This is a genomic window from Massilia sp. Root335 (assembly GCF_001425685.1).
In the GTDB taxonomy this organism is placed as follows: domain Bacteria; phylum Pseudomonadota; class Gammaproteobacteria; order Burkholderiales; family Burkholderiaceae_D; genus Telluria; species Telluria luteola.
Genome location: NZ_LMCY01000026.1, coordinates 267593 through 289175 on the forward strand (window position 1 = coordinate 267593; position 21583 = coordinate 289175).

The 21583-nt window shown below is 54.6% G+C and carries 17 protein-coding genes; 1 reads left to right on the forward strand and 16 read right to left on the reverse strand.

Annotated elements, in window-relative coordinates; translation table 11 throughout:
• Positions 1 to 91: 91 nt before the first annotated feature.
• The 15 genes from ASC93_RS15295 to ASC93_RS15350 form a co-directional block, all read right to left on the reverse strand.
• Positions 92 to 2929 (reverse strand): YjbH domain-containing protein, encoded by a 2838-nt coding sequence (locus ASC93_RS15295; protein ID WP_267874944.1) that lies wholly within the window; start codon positions 2927 to 2929, stop codon positions 92 to 94.
• A 95-nt stretch (positions 2930 to 3024) separates the two neighbouring features.
• Positions 3025 to 3885, reverse strand: a complete 861-nt coding sequence (locus ASC93_RS15300; RefSeq protein ID WP_162251887.1) for a glycosyltransferase — start codon at positions 3883 to 3885, stop codon at positions 3025 to 3027.
• A complete protein-coding gene (locus ASC93_RS15305; protein ID WP_056443648.1) occupies positions 3857 to 4876 on the reverse strand; it encodes an EpsG family protein in 1020 nt (339 codons plus the stop codon). Before ASC93_RS15305 ends, ASC93_RS15300 begins: the two co-directional genes overlap by 29 nt.
• 3 nt (positions 4877 to 4879) lie before the next feature.
• Positions 4880 to 6073 carry a glycosyltransferase family 2 protein gene (locus tag ASC93_RS29950; RefSeq protein ID WP_162251888.1) on the reverse strand — a complete coding sequence of 398 codons (1194 nt, stop codon included), beginning with the start codon at positions 6071 to 6073 and terminating at the stop codon, positions 4880 to 4882.
• 4 nt (positions 6074 to 6077) lie between these two features.
• The gene (locus tag ASC93_RS30815) at positions 6078 to 6965 is read right to left on the reverse strand and encodes a glycosyltransferase family 2 protein (RefSeq protein ID WP_157201941.1); all 888 of its coding nucleotides are present in this window, start codon (positions 6963 to 6965) and stop codon (positions 6078 to 6080) included.
• A gap of 44 nt (positions 6966 to 7009) precedes the next feature.
• Positions 7010 to 8026: a polysaccharide biosynthesis protein gene (locus tag ASC93_RS15320; RefSeq protein ID WP_056443656.1), complete on the reverse strand. Its 1017-nt coding sequence runs from the start codon at positions 8024 to 8026 to the stop codon at positions 7010 to 7012.
• 23 nt (positions 8027 to 8049) lie between these two features.
• On the reverse strand, positions 8050 to 9396 hold the full coding sequence (locus ASC93_RS29955) for a lipopolysaccharide biosynthesis protein (RefSeq protein ID WP_162251890.1): 1347 nt from the start codon (positions 9394 to 9396) through the stop codon (positions 8050 to 8052).
• An 11-nt stretch (positions 9397 to 9407) separates the two neighbouring features.
• Entirely contained in the window at positions 9408 to 10496 is a 1089-nt protein-coding gene (locus ASC93_RS29960; protein ID WP_082548061.1) for a DegT/DnrJ/EryC1/StrS aminotransferase family protein, read from the reverse strand.
• Between the two features lie 50 nt (positions 10497 to 10546).
• Positions 10547 to 11632, reverse strand: coding sequence for a DegT/DnrJ/EryC1/StrS aminotransferase family protein (locus tag ASC93_RS15325; protein WP_056443666.1), 1086 nt, complete (start codon positions 11630 to 11632; stop codon positions 10547 to 10549).
• 3 nt (positions 11633 to 11635) lie between these two features.
• On the reverse strand, positions 11636 to 12508 hold the full coding sequence (locus ASC93_RS30820) for a hypothetical protein (RefSeq protein ID WP_157201943.1): 873 nt from the start codon (positions 12506 to 12508) through the stop codon (positions 11636 to 11638).
• Positions 12509 to 12626: 118 nt separating this feature from the next.
• Positions 12627 to 13853, reverse strand: coding sequence for a GNVR domain-containing protein (locus ASC93_RS15330; RefSeq protein WP_082548062.1), 1227 nt, complete (start codon positions 13851 to 13853; stop codon positions 12627 to 12629).
• Positions 13854 to 13887: 34 nt separating this feature from the next.
• On the reverse strand, positions 13888 to 16275 hold the full coding sequence (locus ASC93_RS15335; RefSeq protein WP_229412741.1) for an SLBB domain-containing protein: 2388 nt from the start codon (positions 16273 to 16275) through the stop codon (positions 13888 to 13890).
• Between the two features lie 394 nt (positions 16276 to 16669).
• A complete protein-coding gene (locus ASC93_RS15340) occupies positions 16670 to 17584 on the reverse strand; it encodes a fumarylacetoacetate hydrolase family protein (protein ID WP_056443988.1) in 915 nt (304 codons plus the stop codon).
• A gap of 59 nt (positions 17585 to 17643) precedes the next feature.
• Positions 17644 to 18750, reverse strand: coding sequence for a phospholipase A (locus ASC93_RS15345; RefSeq protein ID WP_056443667.1), 1107 nt, complete (start codon positions 18748 to 18750; stop codon positions 17644 to 17646).
• Between the two features lie 114 nt (positions 18751 to 18864).
• Complete coding sequence (locus tag ASC93_RS15350) at positions 18865 to 19581, reverse strand: pseudouridine synthase (RefSeq protein WP_056443991.1); 717 nt, start codon at positions 19579 to 19581, stop codon at positions 18865 to 18867.
• Between the two features lie 167 nt (positions 19582 to 19748).
• Between ASC93_RS15350 and ASC93_RS30825 the strand changes: the two genes are divergently transcribed.
• A complete protein-coding gene (locus ASC93_RS30825) occupies positions 19749 to 20348 on the forward strand; it encodes a hypothetical protein (RefSeq protein ID WP_157201944.1) in 600 nt (199 codons plus the stop codon).
• 223 nt (positions 20349 to 20571) lie between these two features.
• On the opposite strand, the gene ASC93_RS15355 is transcribed toward ASC93_RS30825, so the two are convergent.
• Positions 20572 to 21573: a S49 family peptidase gene (locus tag ASC93_RS15355; RefSeq protein ID WP_056443668.1), complete on the reverse strand. Its 1002-nt coding sequence runs from the start codon at positions 21571 to 21573 to the stop codon at positions 20572 to 20574.
• Between the last annotated feature and the right edge of the window lie 10 nt (positions 21574 to 21583).

Sequence of the window (21583 nt, forward strand, 5' to 3'; positions counted from 1 at the left end):
CCAGTTGACGGGAAACGCACGGACCGGCCGGACCGTGCCTGTCCGGCCGACCCGAGAATCCGGCGGCGCCGCACGATCCCGATTTCAAATATCAATAAGTTCCGAACCAAGCCACGCCGACTGATTTCTCACCCGGCGTCACCGCAAAATTCGAACGCGTATCCGTGCGCTGGGCCTGCCACAACCAGCCGCCGACTGCCATGCCGAGCACGCCGCCGGCGACGACGTCGGACACCCAGTGCTCGCGCCCTGCGGTACGTCCCAACGAACCGGCGGCGGCCAGGCCATACAGCCACGGCGCATCGTATTCCTGGGCGAACGGCGTCACCGCAGCGAACGCGACGGTGGCGTGGTTGGACGGGAACGATGCGTTCGAACGATCCGTCGCCCTGCTCCACTGTCCCAGCCCTTCATTCGGCCGCGCCCGCCCGACGACATGCTTGGTCGCGATCGACAAGGCCGCGGCACCGGCGATCGATTCCAGCGAGATGATACCAATGTTTTGCATGCGCGCATCGCCGAACGCGACCGCGCTCGCGGCCGCACCAGCCAGTACGACGGGCGTCGCCTTGCCGACATTGTTCCAGGCACGCGCGACGCTCGATCCCTCATGCTTCTTCATGAAGCGGTCGACCGGCTTGTCGAGCAAGGCACCGGCGAGGATGGCGCCGCCGCCGAGCACGGCACCATTGGCCCATTGCGGCAGCGTCGGCGTCGTCTTGACGGACTGCTCGACGCGCATGCGGAACAGAGGCCACGGGTTCGGCATGGCGTCGACGGGCGGATGCACGGCGGGCAGGTTCTGCTCGTCGCGCCGCTCGGCGAAATTGCCGAGGCCGTCGAACGTGTTCAGGTCGCGGCGCGGCTGCTCGACGAGGTCGTACAGGTCGCCCGGGCTTGCGACCATCTGGCCGACGTCGCGGGTCCAGGGCGAGAGGCCGATGCTGGCCGAGGCCTGGGAGTCAAGTGGCAGCATGACATTCAGCGGCACCGACAAGAAGACGCCCTTGTCGTTGTAGGGATTCGACGGTGTGCCTGGATTGGTGATATCGCGACCGTTGGTCCTGGTGTACCAAATACCGATCTCCACACCGGATGGGAAGCGACGCTTGAACTCAAGGCGCACACCATTATCCTTTGCAAGGAAGCGACCTGCTCGCGCCGTCGCCGTGACATCGTATGGAAGCTTGTAATGCAAGGCCGTGAAGCCGGTCACAGTCTGGTAGTCGCGCTTGTCGAACCATCCCTTCACACCACGCTGCTGCAGGGCGTCGATGGACATGTCTGCCGCCCAGCGGCTGTCCTTGGGCAGGTACAGTATTTGCCCCCCGACACCTCGGTACATTTCCTCGTATAGCCCCCCGGACACGCGTGCATAGACACGCTCAGCTGGCATCATGTACTGATTAAGCATGAGACGATTAAGCTTGAAGCGGCCACCACGCTTATAGTCGGCAATGTCAGTGCGCACATGCGGCAACAGACTGTTGGACGGCTGCGTGACACCCGAGACGTTCTCAAACAAGTCCAGCTTGAGGTCGCTGTTCAGGTACAAGCCCTCCGCCAGGCGTCGGTCATAATTGGCTGCGGCCCACAATTCGTAGCGCAACGCTCCGCTCGGATCATTGAAGAAGAATGATACCTTGGGGATGACTTTGAACCGGTTGGCCTCGCGATCCTCCGAGACCAACTGCACCGTGTTGCCATCCTGACCAACCTGGACATGCAGGCTACCCTCGTCTCCAATTGCTGCCAGTAAGCCTTGCTGTTCTTCGCCGATCTGATCGCTGGGCCGCGCGTAGCGCACATTAACCGTCTGCAGAAAGTCCTCGCGATTGACCAGTCCGGTGAAGTAATCTGTAAGCCGTTGAAGGTCGATAAACTCATAAGTTACTACGGACTGCTCCAGCTTTGTGTATGTCACCTGGATCGCGCGCGTACCTCGCGGCGCAAACGCGAGCGCTGTGCGCACGGCACGGCCCACCGCACGGCCCATGTTCGAGATGCGGCTATTGGTCAGCGACAGCTTGAGCGTATTATCTTCGAACGTCACGCGGACATTCTTGAAATCCTGCTTGACAAGTGCCTGCACCAATTCAGCGCCATGGCTGGCATGCAGTTGCCACTCGTCGACGCCGACTTGTGGAGGCGCCTTCTTGGGATCGAACGGGGCCGGCTCATACAGTTTTGGGATGAACTCGCGTTGGTCGAACGGAATGCTGAGGTAGGCGTTCGCACTGAAGTGATCGCGTTGGCGGGCGATTTGGGCGCCCAACCAACCCCAACGATATTCCACGGCGATCGCCGGCCCCTTTTTATGCCTGTCGGCGCCTGACTCACTGGCTCGAAAGTCGTTTTTATAATCGGTGGCGTCATACTCGCCAACAAATGCCCAGCCAGGTACAGCAACGGGTGCCCAGCGAATGCCCGCAAACGCACCCCTTGGACGATTCTTCCCCAGCCCGATGGTGGCCTCGACATTGCGCGCGGCACCGAACGTTTTAGTCGCGACAACGTACTTGCCCGCAAATAATTCCGTTCCAAATATATCAGTTTTACCAACAGCGACCGACGGCAAATACCGGCCTTCCTGCCAAAGCATCAGTTTGCCATCGATGACCTTATCCTTGTAGCGACCGTAATTACTGCCATAGCCGCCGGCGACATTGGTGAATCCCGCAATATTGCTGATACCAACATAGCGGCCCGTTATCTGCAGGTACGGCAAAAGCGTCGCGGTAACCCAAAAGCTGTCGTATGGCTTATCATGACCAAGCCCGACGCTGACGGTACCGTCAGCCTCGACAAAAGCGCTTGGCATGTTGATATATCCCGACTGTCCCTGCAAAGTTGGGGTGGCACCGAAAGAATTCGCCGCACCCAGGGCAACCCAGCTGACTTGCAGAGATTTTTTTAATATCTTAATCAAATGTTTAATCGAAGTATTGAAAATTCATCGGTCAAGCGGCCAACACAAGCTGAAATATCAGCGCATAATTGCGTATGATATACAAGCCGCAACAATCAAACGGATACGCTTTCGGGGCGTTCAGCGGACGAAGTCTGCTTAGGCGAAAAACAGAGGAATCGAATCGCACTAGCCAAGTGCCAACGAAGGTGTCGCAAGCTCTTCCGGCTTGCACGTTGGGCGTCGTGGATTACGGACGTCGCAGGTTGCAAGATCGTTTGCCAACCGTTCAGCTTCAGGCGTCGGCACACGTCAGCATCTTCCATATACATGAAATAACGGGTATCGAAGCCGCCAACTGCCTCGAATGCTCTGCTGCGAAATACGACAAACATTCCAGCAGCCCAGTCAACTTGCAACAGTTGATCCGGAATAGCATAGTCCGCTTCTCGTCGACGCAATACCACGCGCTTCAGTAGCCTGCCAATTGTCGGATAACGCCTGACGCTGTCCTCCGTGCCGCCACCCGGCGCCAATACCTTCGGCGCCACAGCGCCGACCGTCGGACTTACGAAAGGCGCAAACATGAGGTCCATCGAAAAGTCCTGCAGCCGAATATCTGGATTGACGATGACGAAGTATGCGCAGTTCACCTTTTCGAAAGCTTGATTATGGTTTTCACCAAAACCCTTTGCCTGAGAATTCCTAATGGTAACAAGAGACAAATCGGTGAATTCAACAAGACAACTCTCATCCTCGGGAATATTGATCGTAAGAATGATTGTGAGATTCAAGAAATTAAGCCTACGGAGATCGCACAGCAGGTTCTTGATCAACCGGAGTTGCCCATGGCTAACGATCGAGAAAACGATATGACGCTCGACGTCGATTTGTTTATTTAAATAAGCGGCGCGGTCCACAGGATGAATTTTATAAGGTTGAAATTTCTTAAAAAAACTCGTAAGGGTAGAACACAACACCACCCTCCGATCCGACGAGAAAAACCTGGCGCAGAAAATTGGCGACGCTAAGCAATCCGGTTAATATCAACAACGTCGTAATAGTGCGCTGTCTATACGTTGTCAAATTTTGTGCGACAAAAATCGTCATGATAAACACACCCAATTGCAGGACGCGCAAGCCGGCATACGATACCGCACTGGTAACGAGGCCGGCGGCGAAAACCAGTAAGCCAAGTGTTCTCAAATTGACGCCGAGTCGAAAAGGAATGCGGTTGATTCTACTTATCAATAACAGCATCATGAACTGGAACAACGGCATGACGCCCGAAAAAACACCGGGGCGAGCAAAGTCCGAGTACGATTCGGACTTCCCAGCAAAATACGAAAAGTAGAGCAGGTCCTGAACGTTAAGCAGCAACAAGAAAGGCAACGCGAAAACGATAACACTGGGTGCGAGAAAAATCAGTACGAGCAGACTGCTGTGCGCTGAAATAGGCGGCAACAAATAGCCCACACGAAATCTTGAGGAAGAATTTACGAAATAATGCATTGCTACCGTTGCAATTGCAAACGCAAGTCCATAGCGCAAGCCATTGAAGGTGGCGTCGATGAACAGGATTGGCAGTAGCAGCAATCCGAACAACGGGAGCGTACGATCGATTTTGGACGCACCAAATGAATAAAGTAGCAGACAAAGCGAGGCATGGATAAAAGCGAAACCATTAAACCCAAGTCCGATTACTTTGGTAACCGCGAACAGAACGCCAAAAATCGGATCGACCGACAACGGATTATAATCCGTCAAGTTGAATATATCGAACGCCTGACGGTAGTTTTCGGTATCAGTTCCTACATTACCGCGCATTGCTGCAAGGATCGCGACAGGTAGATATCCCGAGAGGTAGAAAAGGAACTTGTGCCGCTCCCAAGCCCAAGGTGCCAGCACGTAAAATGCAAAAGGCAACAACAGGATTACGGGATACAGAATGACCGATACGATTTCCATGGATCAAACGTTCGAGTCAACCGCGGACATACGAGTCACGCTTTCCGCGCCGGCGAATGGGCGCTCCGCAATGATTTTCTCGATCCGATCGGCAGCCTCTTTGGAGTTTTCGAAAGAATCATAGCGGAGAAATTGCGAACCCGACATACGCTCGCTGATGCGACGCCAAACGGCCCCGAACACATAGCCCGCTTCTGCTAAAGCCGACTTCGCAACATCGACAATCATTCCAAAGTTACGTCGGCGAATATAGGCTTTAAAAGGAACTCTGATGTCTTTTCCGTAGCCCCGTGTATAAAGTGCACATTTAAGATAGAGATTGAAAAAATTCGCCAGACCGACCTTGTCGGTTCGCTCAAGTGCTTTCAACATAGAGAACGACCAAACCGTCGGAACCGAATAGTATTCCGGAACGCGCTCATCCCAGATCAAATTGCGAAACGGAGCAATATGACTGTTTTCTCTCAGCTTTCCGAGATGGGTTCCATTGGAACTTGTGCCGGAAGTACTACCGCCAGACAGGCCAGGCACAATCACCGGGTAGTCCACATGAATCAACGTTCGGCATTCACACGCCAACAAGGTGGAACTATAGACGTCAGGGCTGACACCACCAAACAGTGCTCCATATTTATGTTCGATCCTTTCCAGCAGAGAGCGTCTGATCAGACCGGCATAAATACGAGGCATATTTTGCGGCCCAGTACCAAGCTTCGCTGCAGCCCGCTTCAGTTCGCGCCGCGGATCAAGCTGTTTAATGGCACCGGCAAACGCGCTCGCCCCGATGGTCGCCGCATCGAAGGTGCCACGACGACGGTGCACGAAATCGGGCCACCAATAGGTCAAAGGAAACGAGAATGTGACTGCTTCAACACCGGCCTTCAGCGCATAATTCGCGACATCCATGACGGCAGAGGTGACGATATCGTCATCGCCGACACAGGTTACAAATTGACCGCTGGCATGACGAATCGCTTCGTTAAAATTATCGACGACGGAAAAATCAGGACTCGTACGAACGTAGACGATTTTGTCAAAAAGACCACACTCCCGCAAAGTGTTGAGCAGGCTGTCGTCGGCAGCACTATCCGCGACTACGACCTCGCACTGGTCTCCCAGCGTCACACAAGCGTTGATAGTCCAACGAGCATACTGAGCGCGGTTCTTAGTCGGAATAACAATTGAAACTAAAGCCATATCGTTACCTGCACGCTGCCTGTAATACGTTAACATTTCTCGGAAACTTCGAAATCAGATAACGCAGATTCGAAAATATGACATTACTGCCCCAAAACAAAAGAGACAGGGGACGCACTATCTTATAGAAAATACGATCGACACTGCGACAACGCTGGAGTACATCAGGTTCTATATATCCGCCGAATTTGGCAAAACAACGGATCTTCTCGGACAACAACACGCCATCGATGGGCAAGCTCGAATTCTGATACCAGCCCAAATGCACGGCCTCCACTTCCGGGTCCGTACGACATGTGTAATAGTGCGGACGCGTCAGACTTGCATGTCCGACACTAAACCTGAACGCTCGCCCGAGGAAGAAGTCGGTGCGATAAATCGCGAGCGTAGTGTCGACCGGAGCGATGATATTGCTGCCAATACGTGGATTTCCCAGGAAACGCTGCTTTTGGCGGTTGACAGATTCCTTCAACACCGGATTGTCGATATCGTCGGTGCGCAGAGACATACCCAACTTACCTATACAGGCATGATGCCCCATCTGCTGAACCAGATAACTCAGCCAACACTCGGCTCCTTTGACTTGCGCAGGAAGTACGATATCGGCGTCCGAAAAAACATAATATGGCGCATCTTTCGGCCAATCCGCATGATGCAACGCCGCGTTGAAGCCCAAAACCCAATTGTTTCTGCGAGACCTGATAAGCGTCAGATGTGGCGTACGGGAGAGGCGCTGAAAATGCGTCTCACGATCGGCGACACTCGACGCATTGTCCACCACGAAAATCCGATATGGAATTTTTGTCGTCACGTTAATCGAATCGAGCATCGAAAACAGACTTTTGAACTCGTTTCGATGCAGAATAACGATAGGAATCACGCTTTTATGCATATTTTCGCCAATACTAATAAAGCGACAAATCGGGCCGCATCGAATCAGGACCAACCTTTTAATTCATCACGAATGTACTGCAGCGTCATTAGAAGTTCGCGAATCTTTGGAATCGAAAGCTGCTCGGTGTTGTGCGAAGTGTAATCGTCAACATCATTCGCTTCCGGCTGACCTTCGAGAATAAATTTATCGTAGTTCAGATCACGGTTATCGGCGGGGATACGGTAATACTTACCCATGTCATGAGCCTTCGCCATCTCTTCGCGCGACACGAGCGATTCATAAAGTTTCTCACCATGGCGCGTACCGATAATCTTGAATGGCACGTCGCGATCAAAGAGCTCCTTCAAAGCATGTCCAAGGTCGCCGATGGTCGAAGCCGGGGCCTTCTGAACAAAAAGATCTCCCTGCTGACCGTGCTCGAACGCATGCAACACCAAATCAACGGAGTCCTCCAACGACATCAGGAAGCGCGTCATTTTGGGATCGGTCACCGTCAACGGAGTGCCTCCCTTGATTTTCTCGACAAAAAGTGGAATTACCGACCCTCGCGAAGCCATAACATTTCCGTAACGGGTCGCGCACAACACGGTGCCGCCCTCGCGGATAGTGCGGGAACGGGCGATCATTACCTTTTCGGCCATTGCTTTCGAAATGCCCATTGCATTAATGGGGTACACGGCTTTGTCCGTACTCAGCACGACCACGCGCCTGACATTGTTATCGATCGCGGCATTAATCACGTTCTCGGTGCCGAGAACATTGGTCCGCACAGCCTCCATCGGATAAAACTCGCACGATGGCACTTGCTTTAATGCCGCTGCATGAAACACGAAGTCCACACCTTCCATTGCGCGATTAATGCTGTCGTAATTACGCACATCGCCAATGTAGAATTTGACTTTTGGATTATTTAGCGCGATGCGCATATCTTCCTGCTTCTTCTCGTCGCGGCTGAATACAATAATTTCCTTCACATCCGTATTCAAGAAACGGTTCAGGACAGTATTGCCAAACGACCCCGTCCCACCGGTAATCATCAGGACTTTATTGTCAAACATACTTAATTACCCTTCTAACACTATTACGTAAGCTGATTTATGACGTAACCGCCGATCGCTATTACGACCAGCACCTTGGCAGCAATTTTCAGTGAAACTTTCGCAGCCGGTCCGACTGTCGATGATATCGCTGCACGTATCCACGATACTGTCGTAGATAACGAATGATAAGCAGCATATGTCCAACATACCGCCTTAATGTTTCCTTTGCTGGCTGCCAGCGCGGCTACGCAGAGAGTAAGCACAGTAAGCGCGACTGAGGACAATGCTTGAAATCGATACTCCCTGGCCGCGACTAGCAGCGCATAGGGTACAAATCCCAGCGAACCGATCACATAACCCGGTAAAAGAATCGCAACGTAGTCCGCAACCGTTGCAGCGATTGGATCATGACGCAGCCATAATTCAATCAGAGGCAATCGCCAAATCCATAATACAATCGCCGGAGCGATAGTTGCAGTTAGAATTACGTAAACAAAATGACGAGTTGTTGTCGCTGCCTCGAAATGTTTATTATCGATAACCTCCGCCAATACGCGAGGTTGAAAAAATTGACTAATCGGACTTGCCAATAATGAAATCGGCACCATACACACCGTCATCGCCAGAAAATATGGCGCCACATCATTCGCCGAGGCCAATGCCGAGACAATCGGTTTATCGAGTTGTGTTACAGCGGCACCCGCTGCCGAAAATACAACTAGATCAAGTCCATGACGAATCAGACTTGCCACCTCACTTGGCGCAGGTTTGGTATGGTCCGACATGCCTGGATGCACCAATACTTTTTTACAGTAATAGCGCGTCAGCATGGCATGCATAATGGCAAAAAAAGCTTGAGTGCACAGAAAAGAGTCAAGCGTGGCTGATACAAAAGCAAGTACATAGGCAGAAACGCATGCACGGATCAGTGAGCCGACGATTTGCGTCGAACTTGCGATTGCGTATGAGCGCTTCGCCAGCAGCACCGAGAAATACAGATTCTGCAACACTAGGGCCCAGAACAGTATCACACTGGCAAAAACACCCTTAGCGTCAATGTTTCCCAAAAGGCCAACTTCTTGTGCTACGAGGCTGGCAACGGCCAAGCACACATAAAATCCCGTCAGTCCCGTCTCAGCCGACAACACCAATCTGTAGGTGCTTTCCGTCGCAGATGTCGACGCCTCCCGGCCTACTATGGTCGACATGCCCAGATCCATCATGGTGAGCAGTGCCTGCAGGGACAGCACAACTGCTACGATACCAAACTGCTCGGAGCCCAGGTACCGATGATACATAGGTAGAAAAAGCAGTCCAACAAATAAGCCTGCTGACTTCCCCAAAAACAACACTAACATGTTACCGGCAGCTTTTTTATGGCCGGTCAATTGACTAACAATCATTGTAACGTGAGCGCTTTGATCGCTGATTCGAATGCATCTCCAATAAGATCAATATCTTCATTCGTCAGCCACCAGCCACATGGCAATGCCAGAATATGCTGTTGCAAACAAGACGTGTTTGGCAATTCAACGAGCTCAGGTACGCCAAAACCTGTATAGATGTCATTTCGTTGGTGCAAGGATGAACAAGACACGCCCTGTTTTTTCAATTCCTTGAGCAGAGCGTCACGGTGTTCCACAAATACCAGGAAAACCCAGTACGCAGGAAGCGCATTGGATGCCGGCACGACGTGCTGTACACCATTGATATGAGACAGGCGGTCGCGCAATGCGATGGCGTTGACGCGCGCTTTGTCGACACGTGCCTGCACGCTGTCTAGTTGCACCGTGCCGATTGCCGCACAAAGGTTGTTCATGGTGACTGCCCAACCTATTTCGGACACGTCAGAAGCTGGGTTAATTTCGCCTGTATCCGTGCGAAAATCAGCGGCATCAATCCCGAAGCGGCGCAAGCGGCGCGCGCGTTGCGCATCTTCATGGCGTCGACAGGCTAATGCACCGCCTTCGGTACAATTGATCTGACGGTTAGGATAAAACGAGTAAACCGCGAAATCACCGGCTAGACCGACGTTCTCATCGTCACGTCGGGCGCAAAGAGCGTTGTCACAGTCTTCGATTAATGCGATACCGCGTTCCTTGCAGAGCTTTGACAGCTCCCGCGCCGGTCCCGGGTAACCCGCCAAATGATACAAAATAAGAGCCTTTGTAGCCGGCCCGATCTTACGCACAACGTCCTCTATGTCAATTTCGACGCTGTACGGTTTGACGTCAACCCAACGCGGCATGGCGCCACATTGTGCAATGGCGGAATTAGTCGCCAAGCATGCAAATGCCGTGGTCAATACTTCGTCGCCAGGGCCGACGTCGGCCAAACGAAGGGCGAGCAGCATTGAGCTTGTCATGTCGACAGTCGATACCATATGCGAATGCCCGGTCAAGGCAGCCAGCCCCTGTTCGAATTTCGTGACATATTCGCCATTTGCGACCCGCCCTGACCGCAGAACGTCGAGCATGACCGCCTCCATCTGCTCGGTACGTACGACACCGAAAAGTGGGATCTGTTTCACAGCTTACCTCAACCTTTTTTGATGATCGAAACGATCTGTTCGCGCACGGCGTCGTCGACCCACCAGCCGCATGGAATATGCAACAGACGGCTATAGAACTGAGCCAGGCCCGGCAAGGCCACGTGGGACGATTTGAAAATACTATGCAGATTATTAGGCCGATGCAGCTTTGAAGCGGAAATACCGGCACCAACAAGCGCTTTTTCCAGGTCGGCCGAACTGTCAGTCAACAATGTATATAACCAATAACTGCTTTGGCCGTGTGCATCGCAAACCGCAAAATCGACTCCCGGAGCGCTGATTAGTTCGTTGTCATAATAGCGACCATTTTCGATGTGACGTTCAATAACACGATCCACATAGTCCAATTGCGTCAAACCGATCGTCGCGCTAACATTATTCATATTATATTTATAACCGACGCTGTCGATATCGACTTCGGTCCGAGGCACTCCTTTGAGCATGCCGAACCAACGAAATTTTTTTGCAGCGGTCATGTGCTTCTCATCCTTAATGGCGAGCACGCCGCCATCGACCGTAGTCATATGCTTAATGGCCTGGAAGGAAAAGATCGCGAAATCTCCGACGTTACCGATAGTATTACCGTCGTATGTAGATCCCAATGCATGCGCGCAATCCTCAATGAGCGCAATACCGTATTCATCCGCAACGGCTCGCAGTTCCGCGAGGCGCGCCGGATAGCCGGCATAATGAACGCAAATGATGGCCTTAGTTCTTGGAGTGATGCAGTCGCGCACCGATTGAGGGTCCAGATTGCCGCTTGCAGGATCAACGTCGGCCCACACAACCTTAGCCCCTAGATATAATGGCGAGGTATTAGTCGGCTCTGCGGTCATAGGTGTACTGATGACTTCCGCGTCAGGGCCGACGCCCGACAACTTCAAGGCGGCATGCAAAGCCGCAGTGCCGCTACTGAGCGCCAGCACGTTTTTCAGTCCAAAGTGATTGCCGAAGGCCGCTTCAAAACGATAAACGGCTTCTCCTTCAGCGATCATCCCGCTATACAAGATATCTTCCAATGCCGGCATCAAAACGTTTCTCGGCGGCATGGCAACTTTGACTAATGGAATCATAAGTTATTCAGACAGATTAATAAAACGGGCTTTGTTTCCAGCGAGATTCTTCAGCACAATTGCCTCGATATCCGATAGTCGTTTCGAATATGTTTTATTTGTGATGTCGCAAACGGTAGCCTGCGGAATCTCTTTCAGCAAGTCCTGTGCGGAATTCTGATCAATCGCAAATCCGATGCGCTCGACGTTCATACCGTTCGAGCGACTCAATACCGTCGTAAACTCGTCACGGCGGATATCAAAACCATTTGTTTGCGAAATTTCATTTAACCAGCCATTCAACAACGTCCATTTCTCATCTAACGAAATTTCTCGATAGAACGAAAGATTGGACTTGGGCGCTGCGGGTGAGCCCGCTAAAACGGTGTTCGCGGGCCAAGATTTTGTGATGTTGGACGCAATCAAAGCAACCAGCTTTTTCCCGAGCGTTACACCAGAAGCCACGATGCAAGACCCTACGAGCCAAACGTCATCCTCAAGCACGACCGGACGTTCGCCGTACAGGGTACACCCTTCGATCTGTTCGCCGGCCGCCACATGAGACCAAATCTGCGAATACATACCGACGCGAACGCCATTCCCAATGGTAAGACCTCCAGAACCGTCAAGAATGCAGTGTTGACCGAACCAGCCATGCTGACCAATCTGGACACCAACGGTCGACAACACCAACGAGCGATCATGAATACTTGTCCAATCACCGACAGCGACGTCCCCTCCGTTACATACGAATTTTACGCCACTGCCTATGACACAATAGTCCCCGATGACAACTTGAGACGGTTCGTGAAATATAAATTGGACGTCTGGCGCTACTCGGGTACGCTCTCCCAAGATCACCTTTCCAGGTCCAATAATATTCAAATTATTCGACATATTGTATTCCACTCTTCTTTCAAGTTATTAAGGAGTCAGCAGGACGAGGCATGATTTTCTCTCTGCCTCATCTTTTCCGACAGAAACACTTGAAAATCCCGCACACACCAAATTGCAATTAATTTTTGAGCAAATTCTTCAGTTCGTCCCATTTGGCCGCACCTCCTGGCAGTTTTCTCAGGCTGCGCACGGCTTCGACCCCGAAAATCCAAAGTAAAGTCAAAAATAATCCGCCCATTGCAGAAACGATTGTAATCAACACGCGCTTGGGCGACGCTTTTCGCTCGGGCTCGATAGCGGGATCGAGCACCTGGACCACCACACTCTCTTTCGCCTCGTCCAAACGCGCCACTTCATATTGCTTGGCCAACAATTCGTAAAGCATCTGGTTATACTTTACGTCACGCAAGAGTTTAATATTTTCTAAGCCAACCGATTTTTGAGCAGTACCTTCATTAATTTCAGGGCGTCCGTTTTCGAACTTTGAGAGTTCTGCACGCAAACTAGTGAGCTCCTCCTGCGCACGACGGTATTCCGGGTTGACGCTTGTCACAAATGCATTCATCGAACTCAACTCGATCTGCTTAGCAGAAATTTCCGCCCTGAGCCGGACGATATTTTCCAGCATCGCCCGACTTTCGACATCGACGCTAACCACTCCACGAGCATCCAGTGCTGATTTCAATGCCTGTTCAGCAGTTGCAAGATTGTCTTTAGCGCGCTCCAGTTGGCGCTCGTAAAACATGCGGCGCTGGGATGCCTCGGTAACCGCTAAGGTATTCGTGAGTTTGACTAACTCATCAACATAAGAGTTTGCCAACTTCGCGACCAGTGTCTTGTCTTTGTCAGCAACGGTAATTGTGATCATCCCGTCCTTGCCCGCTGCCACTGCGGTATTTTCCTCGAGTTTATTTCGGATACGCTCCTGAGAGCTAAAACCGTAGACCTTCTTCAAGTCATACTTTGCAATAATCGCGTCGGCAACAGTCCGGCTGTGAAGCATGCCGATGTATATGTCATTAGGGCTCTTGATGCCCGCACCGCCTGCGACCGCCCCTGCCACGCCACCGAGTTGCGACAATAGCGCGGCTGCACTCGATTGCTGCTGCTGGGGCGGCAGTAATTTTGCGCTAGCCTGATACATATTAGGCAAAGCGAAAGCGATGGCGGCTCCGGCCAATGCACATGCAAATGGAACGCCGAGCAGCTTCCTCTTGTGTCTCGCCAGCACGATCAAGCCTTTGACGACACTCAGCTCTGGAGCATCCGTCACTTTGCTGTCGCTCGACGACTCTTTCGATTGATGCAGGACGTTCGTCTCAGCACTTTGTTCAGTGATACTCATTCCGCTCTCAAGACAATAATGAATGATGAGACATTTAATCGCGTAGCGTCTTGACTGCCGCGGCGCCCAAGCCGAAATTAGCCAAGATTTGCGTCCACTCGCGCGCACCCTGCGTAAACTTGCTCCAGGCCGTCTGGCGGTCGAATTTTTCAGGCACGACGATGGTGTCGCCCGGCATCACTTCAACTCCCCCAATTTTGCCGAAGAACCAACCTTGCGAATCTGTCGACACGACGGTGCCATCGACGCGCAGTACAAATACGTTATCGACGTCAGCGTCGACAGCGATGCCGGCCATTTTCAGGTAGTCGCTGACGCGAGTATTCGGTTTCCATAACGGCGAAGCCTCGACATTGACCGCGCCGAACACGTGAACGAAGGCCGGCTTCGAAGGCACGACCAAGCGATCGCCATTCTGTAGTGTGACCTGAGGCAGATGGGCAAACGAGCGGTCATCCGGATTCAGGCCGAATGCGATACGACCGGATGGCTGAAGCTTGCGGAAGCGGGCAATGCGTTCTTGAGCAATCCTGCGCTCGGCTTCGAGTTGCGCACTGGCTGCAGCGGCATCTGTCGTACTCATCGCACGTAGATTGGACGCTTGCGTGGATTCCTCGCTCCGAATCTGCGCTTCGAGACGATCGGCTGCACGCTGCAGATTGTCCAACTGCTCTTTGCGTACCTCTTCACGATAAAACGCGGTACCAAACAGATAAGCATTAGAAGTTAGACCTCCGGCTTTCGCAACCAAGGTCTGCAATGTGTCGCCGGCGGTCATCTGGTATACACCAGGAACTCTAACCTCGCCTTCGACCCGAACGAATACTTGGCGTTTATCCATCGGGACAGCCACATCGTTCTGAGAGAAGATCGTTACCGTGTCGCCGGGCTGTAGCTGCAGGTTGTCGGCGCCGTTAGGATTATTGAACATATTGCCCAGATTAAACGGGATCAACTGGACACTCAGGTCAGAACGATTTACACGTTCGACGACGGCATAATCCCAGTTGATCTCGTCGATCAACCCGCCAATACGTGCGGCAATGCCACTGGCATTTTCGGTGGTATCTTTCTTGTCGTCACCGATCGCGACCACATTATTCTGGCGCTTGATCGAATTACGAGTCATCAGGTATTCGCGGCTCGGAATCAGATCGCTAACGCGCATACCTGATTTGAACGGCGCACGAACCGGTTGGTCAACGTTACCGCGGAGCACCACTGCATTAGAGAAGTCCGGCGTGATCGACGTAATATTGAGAACATCGCCATTCTTCAACAAATGTTTCAATCCTTCGCTATTCAACGCAAACTCTTCCACACTGCGCGGACGGTTCTTGTTCGAGTCAATACGCTCGAGGAATGCGCGACGCGGATCCGCTACGACAGGCAGACCACCGGCGAAGTCCAACAAGGACGCGATAGTTTCGCCGTTGTTTTTCAATTCATAAACTGCAGGGCTGTTGACCTTGCCCACCAGCGCAACGAAGCCGCCTGCGGGCGGGATATAGATCGTGTCGCCATCCTGCAGTTTGATATCCGCAGACTTGTCGCCCTTGGCGATGAAGGCGTACAGGTCGAGTTCTGCAACGACTTTGCCGCTGCGCTTGACCTGCACGTGACGCATGCTGCCGTTCGCGTTCGGACCGCCGCTGGCGAACAGCGCGGTCACCAACGTCGACAGGCTCGACACGGTGTAGGTGCCCGGATGATTTGCCTGGCCCACCATGTACACGGTAATCGCACGCAACTGACCGAAAGTTACGTTGACGGTGACGCCTTTGTACAAGCGGCCGACGGCGGCGCGAATGACATTCTCCGCGTCGCCGGCTTTCACGCCAGCCAGCGGCACGTTGCCGATGGTCGGAATCGAGATCGTGCCATTACGGTCGATGGTGGCGCGATAATCGATATCGATCGTACCCCAGCCGCGAATCATCAGTTCGTCGCCCGGACCCAGGGGATAATCGGACGGGACCGGGGCATTGGAGATTGGCGCAAATGTGGACGGCGTATTGGCAAAAAACTCGGAACCGAAAATCGGAAGCAGCTTACCGGTGTTGTCAGCAATGAATTTCTGGAATTCGCTCGGCTCTTTGTCCGCGTCGTTTTGCGTCTTCTGCTGCAGGCCTGCGATCTGGCGACGTTGCGCGTCGCGGTCGGTAACCGCGCCGACACGGTCGGTGAGACCGTTACCACCACGCCCGCCCGCCCCCAGATCACCGACCTGGCCATTGGTGATGCGGGTCTTGCGCGCAGTCCCTGTCAGCCCTGCTGCATCGCCCATAGTCGGCGTTGCAGACATAGACGTGGCAGAGGACTCTTGATTGAAGAGATCGGACTTGCTCGTATCCTGCGCGGAAGCTGCAATGGAAGCGACGGCCAAGGCCACGGCCGCGAAACTCTTGTTGAACTTGAACATGGGACGTTAGGAAAGGAGGCGTGAATGCTTGTGGACCAATCCAGCATTTTAACTGAGGGCAACGAAGACTGGGAATTTTTTGTTGCGCTCGCGACCATAAATTGTGCTATGCAATATCGTTACGGGAGGCATATCTGCCACAGTAAGGACGTCGAAGTAGAAAAACGCTGATCAAAGGAAACGACAGTTATCTTTTTGTTAGATATCTTGCCTGAGGAGTGCAATCATTGCGTGGTTTTTCGTGATAATTAGAAGAAACCTTTTCATGAACTCGCCAGCCTTTCATCCTGACTTTGCCCAAAAAAGCAATAAACGTATGCCGGCTTCGCATGCGCAGCCACCCGCCGAATTGTGTCGCCGCGTAAGAAACGGGCCCAACCGGACAGGCGTCGGTTCACCGCTCCAACCTCACAACCTTCTGTTCGATCGCCCCGAACACCGACCTGCCCTTCTCATCCAGCATCTCGATCCGGACCATATCCCCGAAACGCATGAACTGGGTCACCGCCTGCCCATGCTCAGCCATTTCCCGGCTGCGTTGCTCCGCGATGGACGCATACCCTCGCGACGGGTCACGGTTCGTCACGACGCCCGACCCGACGATACTGCCGGCCCGCACGTTGCGCGTTTTTGCCAGATGCGCGATCAGCTGCGCAAAATTGAATGTCATGTCCGCGCCGGCGTCCGGCTGACCGACCAGATGTCCGTTCCAGCTCGCGCGCAGCGGCAGGTGCACCTTGGCGTCGCGCCAGGCGTCACCCAACTCGTCCGGCGTCACGGCGACGGGCGAAAAACCGGTCGCCGGCCGGGATTGCGGCAATCCGAGGTTACGCAGCGACACCTCGTTGGCCAGCATTACCAGGCGGATCTGCTGATGGGCGTCGTCCGGCGTGGCACCCATGGCGACATCGCCCGTCACCGCCGCCACGCCCGCGCCGAAATCGATGCCCCATTCCTCGTGGACCACCACGATATCGTCGGTCGGACCGAGCAGATCGTCGCTGGCGCACTGCGCCATCCGCGGCCCGTCGTCGACCTGATCGCCATAAGCCGCGCCGACGGCCAGCTGGCAGGCACGCGGCAACGGCGCCATGCAGCGGCCAGGCTCGAAATCGAATGGACGGCGGGCACGGCCCGCGTTCAGGTCCGCATACAGCGCGGCCAGTTGCGGCGCGATGAAATGCCAGTCGTCCAGCGCCGCCTGCAGGGTGGGCGCGATGCCGTCCGCGATGTGGGCGGTCTTGAGGTCGCGCGCGACGACGGCCAGCTGGCCGTCGCGCGTGCCGTCGTTGAGGGTGGCGAGTTTCATGGCGGGAACGCTCGGGATCGGGCCGCTATTGTAGTGCAGCGCGGGCATCCCGTCCCGATTCAGAATGTGCCGAGCAGGCCGACCCCTAACGTGTTCTGGTAATAGTTGTAGTCGATCAGGCTTTGCCCGTAGCCCGAGAACAGGTGAGCGTATCCCTTGATGTGTCCGGCCAGCGGAAACGCCCAGCTGAGCTGGACGGCACCGCGGTCGGTCGAGAAATTGCGCCGCAACAGGGCCGAGTAATCGTTGCCATTGCTGCGATAGGTGACGACGACGTCGCCGCGTCCCAAGTAATCGACGATGTCGCGGTTGTCGTCGTTGGCGGCCGCTTCGTTGACGCGTTTCCACACGCGTCCGACCACGGTCCACCCGGCCCGCTCGAGCCCGACCTGCGCATAGACTCGATTCCAGCTGCGCGACAACGTCGAGGCCTGACCGTTCGATTGGTGCACCAGACCGAGATTAAGAAAGCGCGCGTTCATTCCCAGTACACTGAAATGCAGTGGAGTGACGGCCATCAGCTCGGGCTGATAGTTCGTCTCGCGGAACGGGCTGGACGCCTCGTGATTGCCGGCTTGCCAAAAGCTGTTCTGGGTATAGCCGAACCACAAATCGATGGGCTTGTCGAAGGCGTTTTCGACGAGCTTCATCTTGAATCCCAGCTGGAACACGAGTTCCGAATGCGCGAGGTCGCTCGTCAGGACGTCGAGACGACGGAACGGCCGGTAGGGCTCGTTGTTGGGATGCGCCGTGCGGGTCAGCATCAGGTAATTCACTTGGTGCGGACGGAAATTGAAGACGCCACGCTTGTGTTCCTGGTCCAGCTCCCAATGATCGGCGAGGCTGAAATCCCGCATCGTCTCGGGTGATGCGTCAACTGCGGCGGGCACCGGTGGCGTGTCGGCGGCGGTTGGTGCAGCGGCAACAGCGACAGCCGGGGCGGACGCTGGGGCAGGCCGGACTGTCGCAGGCACGACGACAGGCGTATTCGACGCAGGCGTCGGGGGCCGCCCCGCCAACGCGTCATAACAGCCGAGGCGCTTTCCGGTATCGGCAATGCGCGCACATCCGGCCAGGCCCGGATCGGGCTGCTGGGCGATTGCTGGACTAAACGCAAGAAAAAGAACCAGTGGCAGGAAACGGAGATTTGTTGCGAGCATCGTCATCGTTGATATTAAACTGATCCAAGTCAATAAAATATTGACAAGATTCGAATGACGAGTGTCTCGGAAATCTCCTATACATGTCGCACGACAGCGCACTGTCGTGTGTTTTTAATATCAGCCCGGCACCAGCAGCGCCAACTGCGCCTGCTCCAGATAACACCACTCTCCTTCCTGCAACCCGAGCGCCTCGAGCGTCAAGCCACCGACCTGCGAACGATGCAAGGCGGCGCAATGGTTGCCGGCCGCCGCCAGCATGCGCTTGACCTGGTGATATTTCCCCTGCTCTAGCACAATCTCCAGCTGATGATCGCCCCGCTGCACGCACGACTGGGCGGCCAGCGGCGCCGGCTCGTCGTGCAATTGCACTCCCGACAACAGCTGATCGACAAGCGCCTGAGTAACAGGTTCCTGGGTCGTGGCCTGGTAAACCTTGGGAATATGGCGCTTCGGTGAAGACTGCGCATGAATGAACGGACCGTCATCCGACATCAGCAAGAGGCCTGTCGTGTCGTGATCGAGCCGGCCGACGGGCTGGACGTCGCGCCAGGTAAACTGTTCCGGCAACAAGGTCAGGACGCCGGGATGGTGGCTGGGCTTGCGCGAACACTCGAAGTCGGACGGTTTGTACAAGGCAATATAGACGTGCTCGCGATACGTCCACTCCTCGTCGAAGACGGTCAGGACGAGGCCATCCGTTTCCACCAGGGTCTTGTAGTTGTCGTAGACGTCGCCGTTGATCGTGACGTCGCCGTCCTCGATCAAGGCCCGGCAATACTTGCGCGTACCAAAGCCTTGCGATTGGAGAACGCGGTCGAGGGATAATTTACTCATGGGGCGAGACTGTAGCAGAAGGATTGCAAGCGTCAAAGTTCAGTAATCTCAGCGTTTCAACTCGAAGCAAGAACTCGTTTGACACATCTCAAGAATTGACTGTGTCCCGTTGATACACTGAAACCTGATTAGGAATCGACCTACAGTTACTGAGTGTAGGACTAAAGGTGGGCCGCACCATCTGGCACATCAGATCGAAAACCCCCAACCACGAGGCAAAAGTGCAGATCGAAAAAAAGCAGAACCACAGCACCCCGTCTTCGTTTGCAGCCAAAAGCAGCGGAACGAAGGTGGCCCAGGAATATGCCGCAACTTTCCCAACCCGGCTTGCGCTGGCGCGCTGGACGCGCGGTGGCGACATCCCGCATGTACATTGTTTCGAACACCAGCTACCGATGCGCGCCGCTTGGTATGAGCAGGCACAACGCCGCTTCCAGGCGTGGCTCGAGGCCGGTGGCTTTCATGAGCCCGAACCGGGTTCGCTTGATAGCGTTATCGCCGACACGCCGCAGGAAGCCAACAAGAACACCGTGCTCAGCAGGAAGTTCGTCGTGCATGGCGGTCCGCGTTCGGCCTCGCGGCCGTCGGACACATCGTCCGGCGACTTTCCATCCACGTCGCCCGCTCGGCATGCCGCCCCGGATACGAACGGCCCGGCACTCGAAGGCGACGACACGCATCACCGTCAGGACACGTCCGGCATGACGCCGCCTTCGCGCCCTGACATGCAATCGTTTTCAACTGGATCCGGCGGCACCCAAAAATGAAAACGACGGCGTATGCCGTCGTTTCCTTCCCGATTGGGACTCCAGCTTGAGGAATTGAATTCTCTCGAAACCGCACGGATGCGGGTCTGAAGCGGTTCCGACAACGACAGGAACAGGCTGGTTTCCTTGTCGTTCGCGCCGAAACAGCTACACACCAACTATAGACTACGGCCCGTAAGTTTCAAGCCAAATATTGAGACTGGGCCTTGTTCGACGCTCGTGCTCAGCGCAAGCTGGGCACGGGCCCCCGGTAGATCGAGTGCACCGCACCAGCGCCCACCGACGCGCCAAATTTCTTCAACACCCGTTCCGGCAAACCTTCGTGTGCCGTGTAATCGATGATGTCTTCCGCCTTCACGACGTCGCGCGCGACAGTGTCGACCGTACCGAAACCATCCGCCAGACCCATCTCGACCGCCTTTGCGCCGGTCCAGTAGAGACCGGAAAAGATGTCCGGGGTCTCCTTGAGGCGCTTGCCGCGGCCGGCACGCACGACGGCAATGAATTGCTCGTGGATCTCGTTAAGCATCTCGAGTGCATGCTGCTTCTGCTTGTCGGACTGCGGGCTGAACGGATCGAGGAAGCCCTTGTTCTCGCCGGCCGTCAACAGGCGGCGCTCGATGCCGAGCTTGTCCATCAGGCCCGTGAAGCCGAAACCATCCATCAGGACGCCGACCGACCCGACGATGCTGGCCTTGTTGACATAAATCTTGTCGGCTGCGGCTGCGATGTAATAGCCGCCCGATGCGCAGATCTCGTCCACGACCACGTACAGAGGCTTGTTCGGATAGCCCTTCTTCAGACGCTGGATTTCATCGACGATGATGCCGGCCTGCACCGGGCTGCCGCCCGGGCTGTTGATACGCAGCACGACGGCCGCCGAACCCGGATCGGAAAATGCCTTGTTCAGTGACGGGATCACCGTGTCGGCCGCGCCGCTGCCCTCGTCGTCGATCGCGCCGTCGATCTCGATCAACGCCGTGTGGCGGCCCAGTGCCTCGATGTCCGAACTGCCGAAGTTGAAATCGAAATAGGCCCAGATCGCGAAAAATGCCAGCAAGAGAAAGGACAGTTTAAAGAAGATGCCCCAGCGGCGGGCGGCACGCTGTTCGCGCACGGTGGCGAACACGAGCCGCTCCAGGGTCTCGCGTTCCCAATTGTTGAAGGTCGCCGGAGCGGCCGCTCGGTTGTCGTTCGGATTGTCGTTCCTGATGTTGTCGCTCATAAATGCCTGG